The sequence below is a fragment of the Acetobacter estunensis genome, assembly GCF_019083805.1.
Taxonomy (GTDB): Bacteria; Pseudomonadota; Alphaproteobacteria; order Acetobacterales; family Acetobacteraceae; genus Acetobacter; species Acetobacter estunensis_A.
The window spans coordinates 120,704-139,298 of sequence record NZ_JAHRDV010000003.1 but is presented as its reverse complement, the minus strand read 5'-3'; the positions used below and the strand labels follow the sequence as shown (position 1 = coordinate 139,298).

17 protein-coding genes are annotated in these 18,595 nt (G+C 56.4%); 8 read left to right on the top strand and 9 right to left on the bottom strand.

What is annotated here, in order from left to right:
- Positions 1–278 precede the first annotated feature (278 nt).
- A complete protein-coding gene (locus KUA11_RS05380; protein WP_368040936.1) occupies positions 279–2,447 on the top strand; it encodes a TonB-dependent receptor in 2,169 nt (722 codons plus the stop codon).
- Between the two features lie 101 nt (positions 2,448–2,548).
- Here the strand turns inward: KUA11_RS05380 and KUA11_RS05375 are convergent, their stop codons facing one another.
- From KUA11_RS05375 to KUA11_RS05355, 5 genes are read right to left on the bottom strand one after another with little or no spacing between them, the layout of a single operon-like run.
- Positions 2,549–4,162 carry a rhodanese-like domain-containing protein gene (locus KUA11_RS05375; RefSeq protein ID WP_217409339.1) on the bottom strand — a complete coding sequence of 538 codons (1,614 nt, stop codon included), beginning with the start codon at positions 4,160–4,162 and terminating at the stop codon, positions 2,549–2,551.
- Positions 4,159–4,758, bottom strand: a complete 600-nt coding sequence (locus KUA11_RS05370) for a cysteine dioxygenase family protein (protein WP_217409338.1) — start codon at positions 4,756–4,758, stop codon at positions 4,159–4,161. The genes KUA11_RS05375 and KUA11_RS05370 overlap by 4 nt, the downstream gene beginning before the upstream one ends.
- A gap of 26 nt (positions 4,759–4,784) precedes the next feature.
- Positions 4,785–5,579, bottom strand: coding sequence for a class II aldolase/adducin family protein (locus tag KUA11_RS05365; protein ID WP_217409337.1), 795 nt, complete (start codon positions 5,577–5,579; stop codon positions 4,785–4,787).
- A gap of 26 nt (positions 5,580–5,605) precedes the next feature.
- Complete coding sequence (locus tag KUA11_RS05360) at positions 5,606–6,592, bottom strand: NAD(P)-dependent oxidoreductase (protein ID WP_217409336.1); 987 nt, start codon at positions 6,590–6,592, stop codon at positions 5,606–5,608.
- Between the two features lie 7 nt (positions 6,593–6,599).
- Positions 6,600–7,691 (bottom strand): LLM class flavin-dependent oxidoreductase, encoded by a 1,092-nt coding sequence (locus KUA11_RS05355; protein ID WP_217409335.1) that lies wholly within the window; start codon positions 7,689–7,691, stop codon positions 6,600–6,602.
- Positions 7,692–7,847: 156 nt separating this feature from the next.
- On the opposite strand from KUA11_RS05355, the gene KUA11_RS05350 reads away from it, so the two are divergent.
- The 7 genes from KUA11_RS05350 (at position 7,848) to KUA11_RS05320 (ending at position 14,311) form a co-directional block, all read left to right on the top strand.
- Entirely contained in the window at positions 7,848–8,750 is a 903-nt protein-coding gene (locus tag KUA11_RS05350) for a LysR substrate-binding domain-containing protein (RefSeq protein WP_166318250.1), read from the top strand.
- A 96-nt stretch (positions 8,751–8,846) separates the two neighbouring features.
- Positions 8,847–9,545, top strand: coding sequence for a peroxiredoxin-like family protein (locus tag KUA11_RS05345; protein WP_254454698.1), 699 nt, complete (start codon positions 8,847–8,849; stop codon positions 9,543–9,545).
- On the top strand, positions 9,535–10,095 hold the full coding sequence (locus KUA11_RS05340) for a flavin reductase (RefSeq protein WP_217409333.1): 561 nt from the start codon (positions 9,535–9,537) through the stop codon (positions 10,093–10,095). The genes KUA11_RS05345 and KUA11_RS05340 overlap by 11 nt, the downstream gene beginning before the upstream one ends.
- On the top strand, positions 10,095–11,156 hold the full coding sequence (locus tag KUA11_RS05335) for an ABC transporter substrate-binding protein (protein WP_217409332.1): 1,062 nt from the start codon (positions 10,095–10,097) through the stop codon (positions 11,154–11,156). Before KUA11_RS05340 ends, KUA11_RS05335 begins: the two co-directional genes overlap by 1 nt.
- Positions 11,153–12,133 carry an ABC transporter permease gene (locus KUA11_RS05330; RefSeq protein WP_217409331.1) on the top strand — a complete coding sequence of 327 codons (981 nt, stop codon included), beginning with the start codon at positions 11,153–11,155 and terminating at the stop codon, positions 12,131–12,133. Before KUA11_RS05335 ends, KUA11_RS05330 begins: the two co-directional genes overlap by 4 nt.
- On the top strand, positions 12,127–12,906 hold the full coding sequence (locus tag KUA11_RS05325; RefSeq protein ID WP_217409330.1) for an ABC transporter ATP-binding protein: 780 nt from the start codon (positions 12,127–12,129) through the stop codon (positions 12,904–12,906). The genes KUA11_RS05330 and KUA11_RS05325 overlap by 7 nt, the downstream gene beginning before the upstream one ends.
- A 427-nt stretch (positions 12,907–13,333) precedes the next feature.
- Positions 13,334–14,311 carry an MIP/aquaporin family protein gene (locus KUA11_RS05320; RefSeq protein ID WP_368040945.1) on the top strand — a complete coding sequence of 326 codons (978 nt, stop codon included), beginning with the start codon at positions 13,334–13,336 and terminating at the stop codon, positions 14,309–14,311.
- Positions 14,312–14,495: 184 nt separating this feature from the next.
- Here KUA11_RS05320 and KUA11_RS05315 read toward each other — a convergent pair whose 3' ends face one another.
- The 4 genes from KUA11_RS05315 to KUA11_RS05300 form a co-directional block, all read right to left on the bottom strand.
- Positions 14,496–15,098, bottom strand: coding sequence for a YceI family protein (locus tag KUA11_RS05315; RefSeq protein WP_217409328.1), 603 nt, complete (start codon positions 15,096–15,098; stop codon positions 14,496–14,498).
- Between the two features lie 48 nt (positions 15,099–15,146).
- Positions 15,147–15,950, bottom strand: a complete 804-nt coding sequence (locus tag KUA11_RS05310) for a DODA-type extradiol aromatic ring-opening family dioxygenase (protein ID WP_217409327.1) — start codon at positions 15,948–15,950, stop codon at positions 15,147–15,149.
- Positions 15,951–16,172: 222 nt separating this feature from the next.
- Positions 16,173–17,195, bottom strand: coding sequence for a phosphotransferase enzyme family protein (locus KUA11_RS05305; RefSeq protein ID WP_217409326.1), 1,023 nt, complete (start codon positions 17,193–17,195; stop codon positions 16,173–16,175).
- Positions 17,196–17,210: 15 nt separating this feature from the next.
- A complete protein-coding gene (locus tag KUA11_RS05300) occupies positions 17,211–18,470 on the bottom strand; it encodes a class-III pyridoxal-phosphate-dependent aminotransferase (protein ID WP_217409325.1) in 1,260 nt (419 codons plus the stop codon).
- Between the last annotated feature and the right edge of the window lie 125 nt (positions 18,471–18,595).

Below are 18,595 nucleotides of genomic sequence, written 5' to 3'. Positions count from 1 at the left end.
GAGTGAAGGAGAGTTAGTATTCTTCTCATTTCTTCCCTCTTGCACATGAGACCGAGGCGACAATGCATTTGCGTCATGGCACTGTTTTGACTGAATATGTGGGAAACCAACGTGTCCGTTCCCATCTCCTGTTTCAGACGACATGCTGCGCGACGCTTCTTTTTTTTGGATCGGCACAGGATGCTTTCGCGGCAACAGCGGTCACCCGGCATGTAGCGCCTGATAACGGTAGCTCTGTTTCCGGCCATTCGCCCCGTCATGCCAAGACCCCTGCTGCGGTGCGAGCATCCGATCAGGCTGAGACGGTGAGCATCGCGGGCAAAAGTCGCACCGCCCGTAAAGAGGCCGTACTTCAGAAAACACCCTCATCCGCCACGTTGATGTCAGCTGCGCGGCTCGATCGGCTGGGGGTGCAGAGTACGAAACAACTCGCGCGTCTGACGCCCAATCTGTACATTCCCAATAATATGCCGGGTTATTCTGTCACGAATTACTTCATCCGTGGCATTGGTGAGATTGATCCACAGGGTGAGCCGTCCGTGGGTACCTATATCGACGGAGTGTACCTGCCGCGTAACATGGGCAATATGCAGGAACTGCTGGATGTGGAGAACATCCAGATCGACCGTGGCCCTGTAACGTCGATCGGCCATCAGTCCGAAGGGGGAGGAGTGCACATCAATACTCTCGTGCCTACCAACAAGCGGCGCGTTGTGGTCCAAACCGGTTACGGCACCTATAACGAATGGCAGATCGGTGTGGCGGCCAGCGGTGCGATCCTGAAGGACAAAATATATGGCAGCTTGGCCTTCGATCACCATGGGCGGGGCGGGATCGATCACAATTATGCGGTGGACAAGGACACCAATAACATCGATTACACGCAGGCCCGCGGTAAACTTCGCTTCACGCCCAATCAGGACTGGGACATTACGCTTGCTTTTGACGGTACAGTGGATGGCAGCACCAATCGCGGTGTGGGCAACCTTCTGAATGGTTACAAATACGGCAATTACAATCCGGCTTTTCCTAAGAACAATTATTCGCAGGCCGGGTTTACAGGAAATATCCGTTACACCATTTCCTCACGTCTGACCTTGTTCTCGATCACTGGCATTCGTGGATATGATGACAAAGGCATGTACGACAACTACGGTGATATCTATTCGCGTGGATCGCAGCAGCTCTATTACAAGGATCGGATGTATTCTCAAGAATTTCGCCTGCATGGCGATTACGGCAAAGTGGATTTCAATGTCGGCGCGTATTTCCTTTATGAGGACTGGTTCACCAACCGCAACGCGAATAATTCTTATGGCACAATGACCAATGATCCAGCGCAGATCCGTTACATGCCGGTCAATGCTGTGATCGACCAGCTCAATCGCAACTGGGCTGTGTATGGAGAAGCGCATTATCACCTCACGCCCACTGTGACGTTAACGGCTGGACTGCGCTTCAACTGGGAAAATCATTCAAACTCTGAAACGCTTAGCTATCTTGCCGGAGGTAATCACATCACCACGGTTGCCAATCAGCTTGCGACGCTGCTGTCTTCCAGTCCGCAGGGCGGTGTGGCGTGGACGGCTTCTGGACGAAAGAGCTGGATACAGCTTCTTCCGAAAGGCGCGATCACTTGGCAGGCTCTGCCTCATCTGATGACGTATGCGTCCATTTCACAGGGTGGCAAGTCAGCAGGGTATGATTTTCGCGCTCAGTCGGCGGGTGCCACAGGAAGCCTGCAAGCGTCCATTCCCTACAAGCCCGAGATTGTAACAACCTATGAAGTGGGGTTGAAATCTGACCTGCTGCCGGGGCGTGTGCGCTTCAACGGTGCGCTGTTCTGGAACCAGTTTGACGATATCCAGTTGACCACGCTTGATCCCTCATCGGGGCTGAGTCGTCGGTTCAATGCGGGCAAGGGGCATTCCGCTGGTGCCGAAATCGAAACATTCGTGAAGATCACGAAGGATCTCGAACTGCACTATACTGCCTCTTATCTTTACTCCGTGCTTGATAAATTCAAAGGGAATGCCAGTCGCATAACACTGGCTGACGGAAGCCTTTACAACACGACGCCTTATGCCGGCGCGCCCCTGCCGTGGTCACCGCGTTTTCAGACGGCGGGTTCTCTGACCTATCGTATCCCTGTTCCCCTGCCGGGGACATTTGTGATCGGTGCCGATGTTTCGTTCCAAAGCAGCCTGCACACGACATCGCTTGCCAATCGTCAGGATCGGATTCCGCCCCAGACCTATGTCAACGCAATGATGAGCTGGACCAGTCCGGACAAACGCTGGCAGTTGCAGGCGCAGGGACGGAACCTTCTTGACCATCGCTATCTTCAGGGAACTGCTTTTACGCAGGGAAACGGAGTGCCGATCTATTATTCTGGTTATTATGCCGATCCGCGAACGATTTTCGTGACCGCCCGCTTCACGTTGTAGGAGGCGAGGGACGGGCCGAAAGAGAGGCCCGTTCCCAAAATAGAAAAGGGAGAAGCGTATGTTCGCTTCTCCCTTTTCTTGGCACATTCAGTGAAGCAGGCTTATTCCAACACTGAAAACCCATGTGTGCCGTCGCGTTCAAGCTGAGCGATGAGACCGAACTCCCAGTCGAGATAGGCCTGCATGGCTTCACGGGCATTATCCGTGCCTTCGTAAGGCCGCTTATAGACATCGATGGGTGCCGAAAGAGCATTGTCATCAGTGAGGCCGGAGGCAAGCGGGCGGCCCGCCGTCTTCCATTCTGCCGAGCCTCCCTTCAGTACCCGCGTCCTCACACCGTTTTCTTCCAGTCGCAAGGCGGCAATATGTGCGGCTACGCCATCGGGAGATGTCAAAACGACGTTTCTGGCGTTCTGTACACGTCGATGTGCTGTCAGGTCTGTGGGAAGGATGAAGAATGCGCCGGGCACATGAGCCGCACGAAATGTTCGGCTTGTGGCAAGATCGAGCACCAGCGGTGGGGTCACTCCGGTAAGTTCCGTTTCCAGTTCCTCGGCGGTGATGACCGGGACAGGGGAAAGAGGGCGTGCCAGCAGGGTCGGTTCCGGTCCAGTTGCGTGTTTCAGTCCTTCCCAGTTATCCAGAACATAGACGTGTTTCCATCCAAGCTGACGCAGCCAGTGGCCAGTCATGCGGGCACGTACGCCGTCTGTGTCGGTAAGCACGATCGTGCCATGACGTACGCCAATCCATTCATCCGTTGCCTGCACAAGTTGGCCGCCGGGAGCGGAGCGGAAGCCGGCCAGGTGGTCGACTTCGTATTCCTCGGGGGAGCGGACATCCAGACGGTAGAGTGTGCGGCCGGTTTCATTTTCCAACGCGCGCAACTGTTCGGCTGTAATGTTCCGCACGCGAGTCTTCTCGGCCAGTTCGCGCGCTCTGTGTCGCGCTCTTTCGTGATTTTCTTCTGTAGGGTCAGGGGCTTTTCGTGTTGCGCCGTGATCGAGTCCAAATCCGGCCAGTGTCCAGCCGATGGTGCCATTGCGCAGCGCGAATACCGGATTGGGAAGGCCCGCATTCACGAGAGATTGCGTGCCGATGATCGAGCGCGTGCGACCGGCACAGTTTACGATCACAGTGGTATCGGGTGAGGGCGCGATGTCGCGGGTACGTAGGGCAAGCTCTCCACCTGGCACGGAGCGGCCACCGGGAATGGACATCGTGTTGTATTCCACAAAGCGTCGGGCATCGAGAATGACGAGATCATCTCCTCGTGCGATGCGGGCATGCACCTCTTCCGCCGAAAGGGACGGTGTGTGGCGGACATGCTCGACCAACTCACCGAACGCCTTGGAGGGCACGTTCACGTCAATGAACAGTTCACCTCCCGATACGCGCCATCCGTCCAGACCACCCGCCAGCACCGAGACGTTGGTATAACCCAGTTGGCGGAGTAATCCGACCGCAGTTCGGGCGCGACCCTCACCGTTGTCATACACCACGATGGGTGCCGTGCGCCGTGGTATAAGACCCGTCACACGTTCCTCAATGCGCCCCAGCGGCAGATTGACGGCAAAGAGAGGATGACCTGCCGCGAAGGGGGCTTCCTCGCGCACATCGAGCAGAGCGATTTCCTCGCCTGCACGTAGTCGTTCGCGCACGGTTTCGGAAGAGACTCCGGTCAGCGGAGCATCAGAGGGAGAAAGGGCGTTCATGCGGCCTGTCTTTCACGAGATCGGTCCCACAGATTGGGTGTTTCCTGGTTGGAATAGCCCGAGATGAAGCTTTTTTCCGTGCCGGTTTCGGGGTCATAGGTGGCGCGGGCCACACCACCGATATTGGCGCCATAGACATGGATGGAGATGGAAGTCTGATCCTCCAGCGCATTGGCCACCAGATGGTAATCGTTGATGCCGGGGGTGAGGGGCGCCACTTCGCCGGGTTCGAGAAAAGTGGTGTCGTTGGCATGAAAATGACCATTTTCGTCCCGCTCATACTGCGTCTCGCTCTCGCGCCCACGCAGCATTCCGATCAATCCCCAGACACGATGATCGTGAAGTGGCGTCTTCTGTCCAGGGCCCCAGACGAAACTGACGACAGAGAAACGCTCCAGCGGATCGCAATGCAGGAGATACTGACTGTAACGTTCCGGACTGGGTTGGGCGAACTCGTCAGGTAACCAGTCGTCGCGTGAAACAAGCCTGCGAAGGAGTGCGGCTCCTTCGGTCTGGAGTGTCTGTGCGTTCTTTCTTGAGTCATGAAGTTTTGTGAAATCAACGATGAAGTCACGCAGAGGGGAAATCGTGGCCATGGAAAACTCCTGCCTGTGAAAAAGGGTTAGTCGAGGAGATCGGGCTCCTGTGCCACGATCCAGTCCCACAAGGGCTGGAACGAGAAATAACCACCCTGTTCGGTGCCGACCTGTGCCGCAGTTTTGCGGGCGATATCGGGAGCGATGGGTTTCACCGGGCCTGCAGCCTGCGCGAGAAGCTGGGCATGAGCGGCGTTGTCCATGGCGATGAAACGCCATGCAGCGGCTTCCACGGTGTGACCTACCGTCAGCAGGCCGTGGTTCTGCAGAATGAGCGCCTTGTGACTGTCCAGTGTTTCCGCCAGCCGTTCGCCTTCGCTGTCTTCCAGAACCACGCCTGAGAAGGGGTCAAACACGGCATGATCTTCGTAAAAAGCGCAGGAATCCTGTGTGAGTGGGAGGAGAGGTATGCCGAGCGCCGAGAAGGCTTTGCCATAGGTGGAATGGGTGTGGGCAGCGGCAATCACGTCTGGGCGGGCTTTGTGCAATGCGGAATGGATGGTGAAGCCCGCCGTGTTGATCGGACGATTGCCGATGAGAATGTTGCCCTCATGATCGACAAGCTGAAGATTGGACGTGCGGATCTGGGAGAAATGCACACCCAATGGGTTGATCCAGTATTGATCAGGAAATTCCGGATCGCGCGCAGTCACGTGGCCAGCCAGTCCCTGATCGAAACCATACCGGCCGAACAGGCGGAATGTCGCGGCCAGCCGCTGCTTGCGGTGCAGACGTTCCTCTTCATGCGACGTGGCAGGTGGACGCGGCTCAAGACGGTAGGTGCGGGCCTTGGGTGGAGAAAGGGGAGAGATGGCGTTCATGAAGAAGGATCCTTCGTTTTGCGCGTTCAGTAACCGCGTGTCGGGTCGATCGTGTCGAGGAGAGGTTCATTGTTGAGGAAACGTGACAGATTGGTGCGGATGCGCCGTGCTAGATTGGCGCGCACATCCGGTCCGACCCAGCTGATATGCGGGGTCAGTCGCACACGGGGATGGAGGTAGAGAGGGTGCCCGGCAGGCAGAGGCTCGGGCGCGGTGACATCCAGAGTGGCGAAAGCCGGACGACCGGCATCAAGGGCTTTCAGGAGTGCGTCCTGATCCACCAACGCACCACGTGCGACATTGACGAGATGCAATCCCGGCTTTGCTTCACGCAGGACATCGAAATTGACGATGCCGCGTGTCTCATTGGTGAGCGGCATGGCGAGAACGAGATGATCGGACTGGCGAAAGAGTTCGCTCAGTGACGAGACGGGTTCGATGCCATCCTCCGTCTCTGCCCATGAACCGCGACGCAGCACGCGAATACGCATTCCGAAAACACGGGCACGGAGGGCGATGGCACGCCCGATTGCACCGTACCCCGCCAGTCCCAGAGTTCGCCCGTGTAGGGTTCCGGTGATGGGCGTGTGTCGGAAAGGCGTTGTCACCTTCACCCATTCCTGCGGCGTGGTCGGATGCAGCGCGTCGATCTGACGCTCATAGTGGAGCAGGGCGGACATCACGTATTCCGCAATCGGTGTGGCGGCATCTCCGCGCCCACAGGTGACGATCCGCCCTTCCGTCAACCATTTCGGAAAACTGTCGATTCCGGCTGATGCCACCTGAACCCAGCACGGACCATCCTGCCATGAAGCGGGTGGAGATGATGGGGCATTTGCCCAGCTTGGAGAGGGGCCGGTGAACAGAATGTCCGCACCTTCAGTCCGCCAGGGTTCAGCCTTATCGCGATCTCCCGCTACGACGCGCACCTGCTGCGCATAGTCAGCCAGAACGGCGGCAATGGGACCGCCGATCTGATCAAGGAGCAGGGGGCGTGCGGGTGATGAGGGCATGGCAGTGTCATGCCGCGCGTGTGAGGTGACGATTGTCTTCTGCGGCCACCAGTTCACGCACCAGAGGGATCAGGTCGCGACCGTATTCGTAGGCGTCGAGAAGAGGATCGAAACCACGGATGAGGAAGGTGGAGATGCCCAGCCGGTAATAATCGATGAGGGCTTCAGCCACTTGCTGAGGCGTGCCGACTAGCGAAGTGGAGTTGCCTTTGGCGCCCGTCAGCGCGGCAAGGCCCGTCCAGAGCCGTTTATCGAGCCGCGTTCCTTGAGCGGCAGCGGCCAGTAGACGACGTGACCCCTCATTGGGGATTTCCGCCGCGCGGATATAGCCGGTCTTTTCCTGAAGAGCGTGGGCTTTTTCAAGAATACGATCGGCACGTGCCCATGCGGCTTCTTCCGTTTCTGCAAGGATAGGCCGCAGGGAAAGGGAGAAACGGGGTGAGCGACCATGCTTCGCTGCGGAAGCGCGAACACGGGCTACGGTTTCGGCCACCTGCTCGTAGGTTTCACCCCATAGGGCATACACATCGGCATGTTTGCCCGCGACCTCGATCGCCTCTTCCGAGGAGCCGCCGAAATATACGGGAATCCCCTCTTCTCGATAGGGATGGACGAGCGAATTGGCCCCATGCACGTCGTAGAATTCGCCCTTGTAATCGAATGGTGAAGTCTCGCGCCATTCCCGCCGCACAATGTCGAGATACTCGCTGGTGCGGGCATAACGCTGGGCCTTGGTGGTGTGATCGCCATCGGCCTGCAGTTCCAAATCACTTCCTCCAGTGATGATATGCACAGCAACACGACCTCTGGTGATGTGATCGAGTGTGGCAAACTGACGCGCGGCTATGGTCGGGGCATTGAAACCGGGGCGGTGAGCGATCAACAGACCGAGATCAGGCGCGGTTGAGGCGGCGTGTTGTGCGATCAGTATGCTTTCGGGTGAATTGGAGTGAAACGCGATCAGTGCACGGTCGAATCCTCCGTTATCGTGAATTTTTGCGGCTGTCTCGATATGTTTCGGATCCACGACGGGGCCGGATGGAGGAACGATTTCTGAATGATTGCGGCTGCCGATGAAGCCGATGAACTCGACGGGCATGGTCAACGCTCCTTAATTACTAAAAAATATAGTTGATAATAAAATTAACGCTTGAAAATCGATTAAAAGCAAGCAAGGAATGCTCAAGACGCACTTCATCTCTCTTAATGTGGCCACATCGTCCACTAAGCGGAGAGTGAGACTGGAGACCTCGGCATGTCCCAAACCGCCCAATCTTCCTCAGCCACTCCGCTGCCTCAGCGCATGGCGCGCAATGTGCCGAGCGAATTGCTGCGGTCGTTCGTGGCCATCGTGGAAGCGGGTTCGATGGCGCAGGCCACGGAGACGATCTTCCTGACCCAATCCGCGCTCAGCTTGCAGATGAAGCGGCTGGAAGACGTGCTTCAGCAGAAGCTTTTTCGCCGCGATGGCCGTCGTCTGATTCTCACACCCATCGGTGAGGAACTGGTGGGATATGCGCGCCAGCTTCTTGCACTCAATGACCGGATCATGCGCACCCTTGGGCAGGATTCCGAGCCGGAGCCGATCAGCGTTGGTATGGTGCAGGACTTTGCCGACACACTCTTGCCGGACGTGCTGGGACAGTTTCGTCTGGCACACCCCCGTTCGCGGCTGGTGGTGCGTGTGGGAGGATCGGCAGAACTGCTTGAGATGTTCGACCGCTCAAGGCTCGATCTGGTTTTGTGCCTGGGGCAGCACGGAGATCGTTCTGGCGCGACATGGAAAGTGGTTGGGCACGACCGCATGACCTGGATCGGCGATCCAGCCATTGCGGAACGGTCCGAGGTGCCGCTGGTTCTTCTTGAGCCACCCTGCCGTTTTCGCGATGCCGCTCTGCGGGTGCTGACACAGGAGCGACGCGATTACCGACTTGTGCTGGAAACACCCAACCTTCCAGCCATGCGTGCCGGTGTGCGTGGCGGACTGGGTGTGAGTTGCCGCACGCGTCGCTTCGCGACGGCGGAAGGTCTGCCGACCATTACAGGCGATGCTCTTCCTGCGGTTCCTGAGATCGAGACCATTCTTGTGCGACGTAACCATCTTGGTGATGCTGCAACCGATCTTGGGGATCTGCTGGCGGCTGCCGCGAGCGGTTGAAAGATGCTCAAGGAACGGATGACAAGAACTCCTTATGCGTCAGGGAAGTCTTCGCGGCAGGATCGGATCGTTCCGATTTTCGCAACGAGGTTTCTCATGACGTCATCTGCATCTGCTGCTCCCCTTCGCGCACAGTTCCGCTCTCTCGAAGAAGAGCGTGAGTGCACGTGGGAGCCTGCGGCTCTGGCCGTCAACGTAAACCAGAGGCAAACGCTGGTGCGCGAGCATGGCAAGACAGCGCATATCGTGCGTGAAGGGGATGTGTTGCCAGCCTTTACGCTTCCGGCCGTCGATGGAAGCACGGTTTCGCTGGATGATCTGGTGGCGAAAGGACCGGCGGTTCTGGTGTTCTTCCGTTTTGCCGGTTGTCCGGCCTGCAACATAGCCCTTCCTCATTATCGCGACACTCTGTGGCCGGACCTTAAGGCCGCAGGCATTCCGCTGGTGGCGATTTCTCCCCAGCCGGCAGCGGCGCTTTCCGACATTGCTGTACGTCATGATCTTCCTTTCCCGGTTGTCACCGATACAGGGCTGAAGCTGTCGCGGGCGCTGGGCCTGACCTACACCTTCGATGAAGCGTCCCGGCAGAGTGCTCTTGCCAAGGGCGGGAAGAGCGCGGCTCTGAATGGTCTTGATGATACATGGGAGCTTCCCAAACCTGCGGTCATTGTCGTGGGGCCCGAGCGTGTCGTGCATTTTGCAGATGTTTCGCCCGACTGGATGGACCGCACGGAAAGCGCGCGTGTCCTTTCAGTTCTGGGACTGAACCGAGGAGAGGTCTCTCATGCGGCCTGATAGTGCCCTGTTCGAGGTGAACTCATCGGTTTCGGTGGAACTGTTCCGGGAAGCCATGAGCCGTCTGGGGGCGCCCGTGACAGTGGTGGCCACCGACGGTCCTGCCGGACGCCACGGGCTGACGGTGTCCGCCATTACGAGTGTGAGCGATACGCCTCCGACTGTTCTGGTGTGCCTCAATCGCAGCAATCGTTCCCATGAGGCATTCCGGGGCAATGGTGTGGTGGGGATCAGCATTCTTGGGCATGGGCATGACGGTGTGGCGGGGGTTTTCGCAAGTTCGCGCCGCACGTCCGATGAAAAGTTTGCAAGTGGTGTTTGGCGTGTCGGAAGAACAGGTGCGCCGTTGCTCGACGACGCGGCTGTAACGCTGGATTGCATGATTGAGGATATCCGTGTGTCCGGCACGCATGATGTTCTGTTCTGTGTGGTGCGTGACATTGTCATCAGTGAGCGGATTGCCACCGGTCTGGCATGGTGCGGCCGTGCTTTTCACCATCTTCCCTTTGCGCCGCTGACGGCGCCTCTGGCAGCTCAGGATACGGCTTGATGATGTTCGGTGCCTCTTTTTCCCGCAGATGGCTTCTTGGTGCGGCATTTTCTGGCGTGGGAGCGGCCACTCTGGCTTCGCGTTCTCTTCATGCACAGAACATGCCGGATCATGAGGGGGCGTGCGCGGCAGCGATTGCCGGGGATGTCACGCCGCTGACCAAACCACGCAAGTTGACGATTGCATGGAACGAGAACTCGATCTGCACGGCGGCTGTTCCTGTGGCTAAAGAAAAGGGATTTTTCGCGCGTCACAATATTGAAGTGGATTATGTGAATTTCGGCGGTGCAACCGATCAGCTTCTTGAGGCGCTGGCCACGGGAAAGGCGGACGGAGCGCCCGGCATGGCGCTGCGGTGGCTCAAGCCGTTGCAACAGGGTTTTGACGTGAAACTAGTGGCCGGTCTTCATGCGGGCTGCATGTATCTGATGACGGCCCGTGACAGTTCCATCCGTTCTCTGAGTGATTTGAAGGGTAAAACAGTCGGCGTGACCGACATGGGTGGACCGGATCGCAATTTCTTCTCCATCCGTCTGAAAGAAGCAGGAGTGGATCCCGAAACCGATGTTTCGTGGCGTGCCTTTCCTCCCGATCTTCTGCCGCTGGCTTTGCAAAGGGGTGAAGTGCAGGCCATTTCGGATGGTGATCCTGTAAGCTGGATGCAGAAGAAGCAGTTCAATCTGCGGGACATCGACAGCAACATGACCGGAGCATGGGCGCATACGACGTGCTGCGTTATCGGTCTGCGGGGCAGTCTGGTGCGGAACGAGCCGGATGTGGCGCGTGCGGTTACACGAGCAATCATGGATGCGGGAGCCTGGCTGGCTTGCAACCCCGATGAAGCCGGAAAGATATTCCAGCCCTTTGCTCCCAAGGTTCCAGCGCAAGATATTGCCGAGATGATTCGGATACAGGGGCATCATCACCAGACTCTTGCCGGGTCTTTCCGTGATGAAATCGTGCGTTATGCGGAGGCGCTCAAGGGGATTGGCGTGTTTCGATCTTCGCTCGACACTACACGGTATGCCGCGCGGGTGACACAGGATCTGTTCGCGTCATGAGCGGGGCGGAAGCGACGTTTGTGGCGGATGTGCCAGACACTGAGACACGGGCGGTGGTGAGGACATCGCCCGTGGCATGGCTTGCGGGGCCGGTGTGGCTGTTTGCGGCCTTCCTGACATGGCGTTGGCCGGATGCGGATGATTTTCCCGCTACCGATGTGCTTGCGGCTGTCTTTGCTGTGGTGGGAATTGCTTTACTGACCGGTGCCGCGCTGAAGCTGCTTCGTGAGCGCGCCGCATGGGCATTGGCACTTGGTTTGGGGCTTGGTGCGTGGGAGGTGGCACAGGCCAAACTGCTTTTGCTCCCACGTCCATTCTTTGGCACCCCGCAGGATCTTCTGGATGTTTTCCTCACAGACTGGGCGCGTCTGGGCAATTCGCTGCTTCATTCGCTCGGGTTGCTGCTGGTGGGCTATAGCCTTGGTTCTCTGCTCGGCATTGCTGTGGGGATTGGACTGGGGCGCTCCATGCGATTTCGCTACTGGGTGCACCCGGTGCTGCGCATGATCGGCCCACTGCCTCCGGTTGCTCTGCTGCCGCTTGCCTTCGTCATGATCCCGTCAAGCTGGGTGGCTGGCGAAGCGTTGATGATGCTGGCTTCGGCTTTCCCCGTGGCCGTGTTGACATGGTCGGGCATTTCAGCCGTGGACCCGGCTTTTCATGACGTGGCGCGCACCATGGGAGCCGGGGAGCGGTTTCTTGTCTTCCGCGTTGCTCTTCCGGCCGCTCTTCCACAGATTTTTGTGGGGCTGTTCATGGGGCTGGGCGCGTCGTTCGCCATGCTGGTGGTGGCTGAAATGCTGGGAGTGAAAGCGGGACTGGGCTTCTACATGCAGTGGGCGCAGGGATGGGCGGCCTATCCCAACATGTATGCAGCGCTCGTGGTGATGTCCGTCATGTGCACCGGTCTGATTACGCTTCTGTTTCGGGTGCGCGACAAACTTCTTGTCTGGCAGAAGGATGGTCTGAAATGGTGACGGGGCAGGCGAGTAAATCAGGTGAGGAGTTGGCGCTGCATGTTCGTGGTGTGCAGCATGGATATCACATTGATGGAACCTATCGCCCGGTCATTCAGGAGATGGATCTGCGTGTGGAGGCGGGGGAGTTCGTGGCGCTCCTTGGGCCGTCCGGGTGCGGTAAATCGACCCTGTTGCGGTTGATCGCGGGTCTTGAAAAACCGAGTGCAGGATGGATCGAGGTGGATGGCAAATCCGTCACCGGTCCGGGTCCGGATCGTATCGTGATGTTTCAAGATCCGACGCTCTATCCGTGGCGGACCGTGCGGCAGAATGTGGCGCTTTCACAGGATATTTCAGGGAAAAGAGACGACCAGGCTGTTGATGAAGCTATTCGGCTTGTCGGGCTGGGAGGTTTTGAAAAGGCTTGGCCACACCAGTTGTCTGGTGGGATGGCGCAAAGGACGGCATTGGCGCGTGCTCTCGTCAATCATCCGCGAATGCTTATTCTCGATGAACCCTTGGGCAAACTTGATGCGCTGACACGACTTACGATGCAGACGGAATTGCACAGGCTGTGGAAGGAAAGGGGTTTCACCGCAATCATGGTCACGCATGATGTGGATGAAGCACTGTTTCTGGCAACGCGGGTGCTGACATTGGGCGGTGCGAGCCGCTCACGCATCCTGTCTGATATTCGCGTGGAGGCTCCTTTTCATCGCCATAGAGACGATCCTTATCTTCTTGGACTACGGCAGGAGATATTGTCGCAGTTGGGGTATAAGGATGTATGACGATTGTGGGTCTGCTTGTGAGGGTCGGTTGGATGTGTGAGAACGCGAATATTTTAGTTTAGATGTTTTGATGATCTTATAAGAAAAGCTGTATTTTTAAAATTCAAAATTAATATAGATTTTGTTTTTTGTATAATTATGTGGTGTTAGGTTTGTGCATCTTTTTGCGATGCGTTATGTTTTGGTATGTAAATATACATATAATACATATTCATTTGTGTTTGGTGAAATTAATCAAGAAAATGTTACGTTGAATATCTACATTTCATTCATACATAAATAAAAGCGAAGTCGAAATTATTTTCGGCACACGATCACGTTCAGGTCAAAATGTTGATTGCGATAAAGAAGAAAGATGTCAAAAGACAATAGAAATCAAGTGGAAAAATGGGATCGTCCGTTGCATTTTCATCTTCCCCTTTCTCACATCAAAGTGCCGCAGATTCACTGGCCACATTTTCATATCCACTTCCATGACCGGCCGTTGGCCGGTGAACCACATCCGGAGCGACCATTTCATTGGCGGCTTTATTTTTGCGAAATGGTCGCGACTGCTGTTCTGATGCTCATAGGTCTTGCCTGTGTAATTCTGCTTTCTGCACCTAAGACATGGCTGGGCGATAGGCTGGCTCCTCATCCAGCCTTGCAGGCGGCTTTGTGTGGTCTGTGCTTTGGTCTGGCAGGAACAACTGCCGCCATGACCCCTTTTGGCAAGGTCAGTGGCGCGCATTTGAATCCCTCCGTCACGCTCGCGTTTATGCTGTCAAAAAAGATCGTGTGGATTGACGCTTTGGGTTACGTGATCTCGCAGGTCATTGGAGCGGTTCTGGGAACAGCGATTGTCTACGGTATAGGATATCTCCTTTCATCATGGAAAGTGGACGCACTAGCCGTTCATTACGGAGCGACAGTGCCTTACACGGGTATTTCTGTCTGGTTTGCCCTTGGTTCGGAGATGTTGGTAACGGGGCTTCTGATCGTCACTCTTTACTGGTTGGCCGCTCATCCTCACCATAAATGGATAACGCCGTGGATTGGCGGTGTCTTTTTCTTCGTCATGAACCCTCTTACGGCTTGGATTTCCGGCAATAGCGCCAACTTTGCCCGATCATTTGGCCCCGATCTGTTCGCTGGGAATTGGAATGGTTTATGGATTTATCTTCTGGGACCGTTCATTGGCTCTTCCTTGGCTGTTCTTGCACTCAAAGCCGACATACTCGGTAAAATTCATCTTATGGAGGCCCGTCTGGTCAATTTTGGACATTATGGTCGAGTGCCTCATATGGACGATCCGCATTTTGTGCATGCTGCGCCCGAGTATTATGAGGAATATAGGCAGCATCTTGAGATGACTGAAGCGATGCAGAAAGGTAAAAATGCTGTGGAAGAAAAACCCGATACGTAAGTATAAATCAGTCTACGTTGTCTTTATTTTAGATTGTGTGCACTCCAACAGTAAAGCTGAGGTCTGCGCACGTATTAAGTGTTTTCTATTGGAAACGTGGGTTGCCATCGACGGCAGTGATTGTCGTCATATGCCCATGCATCATGGCATGCCCCTAGGGGAAAAGTGTCGTGACTGTTGCATCTTACTCGCGTTCGAATGCCCCCGCGATGGTCAGTTGGACCTGATCGCCCACCATCGGAACATACGTCTTCACGCCAAACTCACTGCGGCTGATGGTCGTGGTGCCCTCAAAGCCGAGTGTGTAGGCTTTGTCCATTGGGTTCTCGCCCGAACCGATGAAAGTGGCTTGGAGGACAATGGGTTTTGTGATGCCATGCAAGGTGAGGTTGCCTGCGATATTGGCTGCGCCTTCGCCCGTAGATGTGACGACGCCGGAGACAAAAGTGGCTGTGGGATAACGACCCGTATCGAGCCACTTTTCCGTTTTCAATTCAGAGGTCAGCCTTGGGCTGGTGGTTTGTAAGCTATCCACTTTGAGGACGACATTCAGCTTTGTCTTCGTCATGTCTTTTGGATCGAAGGCCAATGTGCCTGAGGCGTCTGAAAGTAATCCGGAGTAATGGGTAAAACCGAAATGCAGAAGTGAGAAGATGACCTGTGTGTGGGCGGGTTCCACACCATAAATGCCGCTCTTCACATCGGCGGGGAGAGGGGCTGCATGGGCGGCGACAAAAGAACATAGAACGCCCAGAAAAGTGGCCGCAGCCAAGAGATGTTTCTGCATGAGGTTGCAACTCCTTGGAGAGGGAGCGAAGGCTCCCATGAGAGAGGGTCAGCCGAACCGAAAACCCAAGAGCGCTTTTCCCATAACGGTGTCGGTATAGGTGCGTACACCACGATCGGAACCAGCCGCGCCCGCAGCGAACATCAGTGGCAGCAGATGCTCTTCGCGGGGGTGGCAGATACGTGCTGCGGGTGCCTGCTCCCACTGACACAGATTGCGGTCACGTACGGACGGATCAGCTTCGATTGTGGTGGTCAGCCATCTGTCGAAGTCATAGGAGAGGCTGTCCGTTGCGGGATCACCACTCATGAAGTGGCGGAGGTTATGATAGGTCATGCCGGTTGCCACGATGAGAATGTTCTCCGAGCGCAGGGCTTCAAGCGCTCGTCCCACCTGAAGTTCCCGAGTGGCATCCAGATTTTTGTCCATTGAAAGCTCAACCACAGGAATATCCGCGTCCGGAAAGGCGAGCAGGAAGGGAATAAATACGCCATGATCGAAACCACGCGCATTATCCTGCGCACAGGGAAGCCCCGCCTGTTCAAGCAATTCCTTTACGCGCGTCGCCAGCGCGGGCGAACCGGGTGCGGGATAGGTCAGTTCGTAGGTGTGCGCAGGAAAACCATAGTAATCGAAGATCAGTTCAGGTCTTTCCGCCATTGTGACGGTTGGTACGGCTGTTTCCCAGTGACCTGACATGACGAGGATACCCGAGGGTCTGCGTGGAAGGGTTTCTGCGAGACCTTGGAGGTGAGCATCGAGCTTTTCCCAGCCGGGCCAGTCCATGAAAAAGCACGGACCGCCACCATGCGGTACGAACAGAACGGGTTGACGGTCAGAGAAAGAGATCATGGTCAGGCTTTCTGCCGGGTTGCGGATATGAGCCTTTTGTCCAGCCCGACCATAATCATACCCGCGACGTGCACATGATTTCCAATTATGAATACGGGCGGTGCATTCTGATGAGGTGATAGGCGTCTTTTCTGTACAAAGTTCCTTTCACGTGATCCGGGTCAGGCGAGATTCCTTGATTTATGTTTCTATGCCGAAACAAAATGGGCAAATGAAACAATATCAAGCATTTTCTGTTGTGCGTGTCAGGCAGGAAAGGAACGTACCATCGAGATAATCCTTTGCCATAGTAAGAGATTTTTCAAGAAATCCAGGTTCCAGAGCGCGCGCTTCGGCTGAATGTTGGTGTGTGGTGAACCAGCCGACCATCAGAAGACGACGCAGCATCAGCAGCGTTGGTACGATCTGAATATCTTCCTGCGAAAGAGGACGAACCTGTTTGTAACCGCGAAGCCATGAGGTGGTGAGAGCCTCGATGTTGTCGCAGCATTCCATGAAGGTGCAGGCGCAGGCGAATTCGTACATGTGCCAGCCAAAGCCGCAGTCATCGAAGTCGATGATGCAGGTTTCATCTCCGTTGCGCAGGATATTCGTCAGTCGCATGTCGCCGTGAAGGAGACCCCAGCGTGCAATCGGGCGGCCATAGCGCTCCAGCTTGATTCGGACCATACGGTCAGCGGCATCGAGAAGCGTAGTCTGTTCTGCGGTCATGTTGCTAGTGTTGCGCCAGCAGCCCCACATGGCGTTTGGACCGATAGCGACATCCACATTCCAGATAGGACGGTGCAGGCGGTTCAGATTGGTATGGGTGGCTGTGTAGTTGTGGAGGCGTGCGGAGATCCGTCCAAGCTCATGGAACTCATCTGCCAGACGGTCTTCCGATGGCGCGTGACCGGGTTGGTATGCAAACAGGACCGCATGTTGCTCCTGTTCTCCTTGTCCGGTGAAGCTCAGCGTCTCTCCGTTCAACGTGGGCAGGATTGCGGGCGTGAGAAGCACGTTGTCGGTGCGCAGATGTTCGATGAAGGTGATTTCCGAACGGATATCGTCCACGCTGCGATAGTGTGGACGGTGAAGTCTGAGAATGAAAGTCTCCCCCTGCGGAGTATCGATCCGATAGACGGCGTTTTCTGAAAAGCTGAGCAAGGACCATGCTGAATCAGGGTCTATGCCATAAAGCGGCAGGAAAGGCGCGACGTTTTCATGCCAATTCCATGAGGTCTGCTGCCAGGCGCGGGCGGTCATGGGGCGTTCCTCCTCTCAAAAAGGCGAGCTGGCAGCGACGGCGTCGTCCAGTCGTTGCAGGATGTCGTCCACCTGTCCGGACTGGAGCAGGAGACCGGGCTTGAACTGAAGCACGCGCGGATCGAGTGTGGAGAAGATGGCCCAGACGCCGCGCTTGTACAGTTCACGCATGACGGGCTTCGCGCCTTCGGCGGTCGCGAATTCCAGACCGATGATGAGACCTTCCTGTCGGACGCCGACAAACCAGTCCGGATAGCGTTTGCGGATGTTTGCCAGCCCTTCTGCGAATTGCGTGATGATGGCATGGACATTGGCCACCGTTTCGGCGCTTGTCGTCAGATCGAGCACGGCGTTGGCGACATGACATCCCACTTCCGATCCGGAGAAGGTGGACATATGGGCAAAGCCGTCCTGCTCCAGCCAGCCGCTGGCTTGTTTCGTCAGCAGCAGAGCGCCAAAGGGATAGATGCCGCCTCCCAGTCCCTTGGAAGTGACGAGAATATCGGGGCGCACATCCTGACGTGAGATGGCCCAGAGAGCGCCGGAACGCATAAGGCCGGTCTGCACTTCATCGGCGATATAGAGTGTGCCGGTTTCATCGCACATGCGCCGGATTTCCGCGAGATACCCCGGCGCGGGTAGAGGAAACCCGTAGGTGGCGGGAATGGTTTCCATGATCACGGCTGCGGCGGGCTCCGCTTTCAGCGCTGCCTCCATGGCTTCGAGATCGTTGAACGGCACCTGCACGAACTCTTCGGGGCGATCCGCAAGGAACAGCCGGCTGAATCGTTCGTCTCCCGTGGCTACGGCAAGGCCGGTATGGCCATGATAGGCCTTGCGGATGGAGATGATCCGGCGGCGTTTCGTGGCGTAACGGGCGCTCTTGATGGCGAGATCGATCGCTTCGCTGCCGCTGGTGGCATAGGCCACCCGTTCGAACGGCTTTCCTGAAAGCTTGATGAGCTTCATGGCCAGCGCTGTGCGGGACGGAGAGGGGAAGTGGTGGTTGCCGATATCGAAATATTTCAGCGCCTCGGTGAGAGCGGCGATGAGCTCGGGATTGCGGTGGCCAAGGTTGTAGGTGCCGCCGTTGAGATGGACATCGATCAGTTCGTGTCCATCCACATCGGTCAGTACGTAGCCTTCACGACGCCCGATGACGAGCGGCACATTCACATCCTGCCAGAAGCGCGTCTTGTCGGGATTCCAGAACTCTTCCGAGGCAGCGAGGACATCCGCCTTGTTGTCGAAGCCGGCTAGAAACGGATCGGCCATAATGTGTCTCCCACTGTCGCAGCAAGGGCCAGCTTTGAGGTGGCCGTATCGGCTCAGGTTAGGTGTGAGGGGTGGATCGGATAATGACATCCGGGGACAATTTCATGACATCCGGCAACGACTGC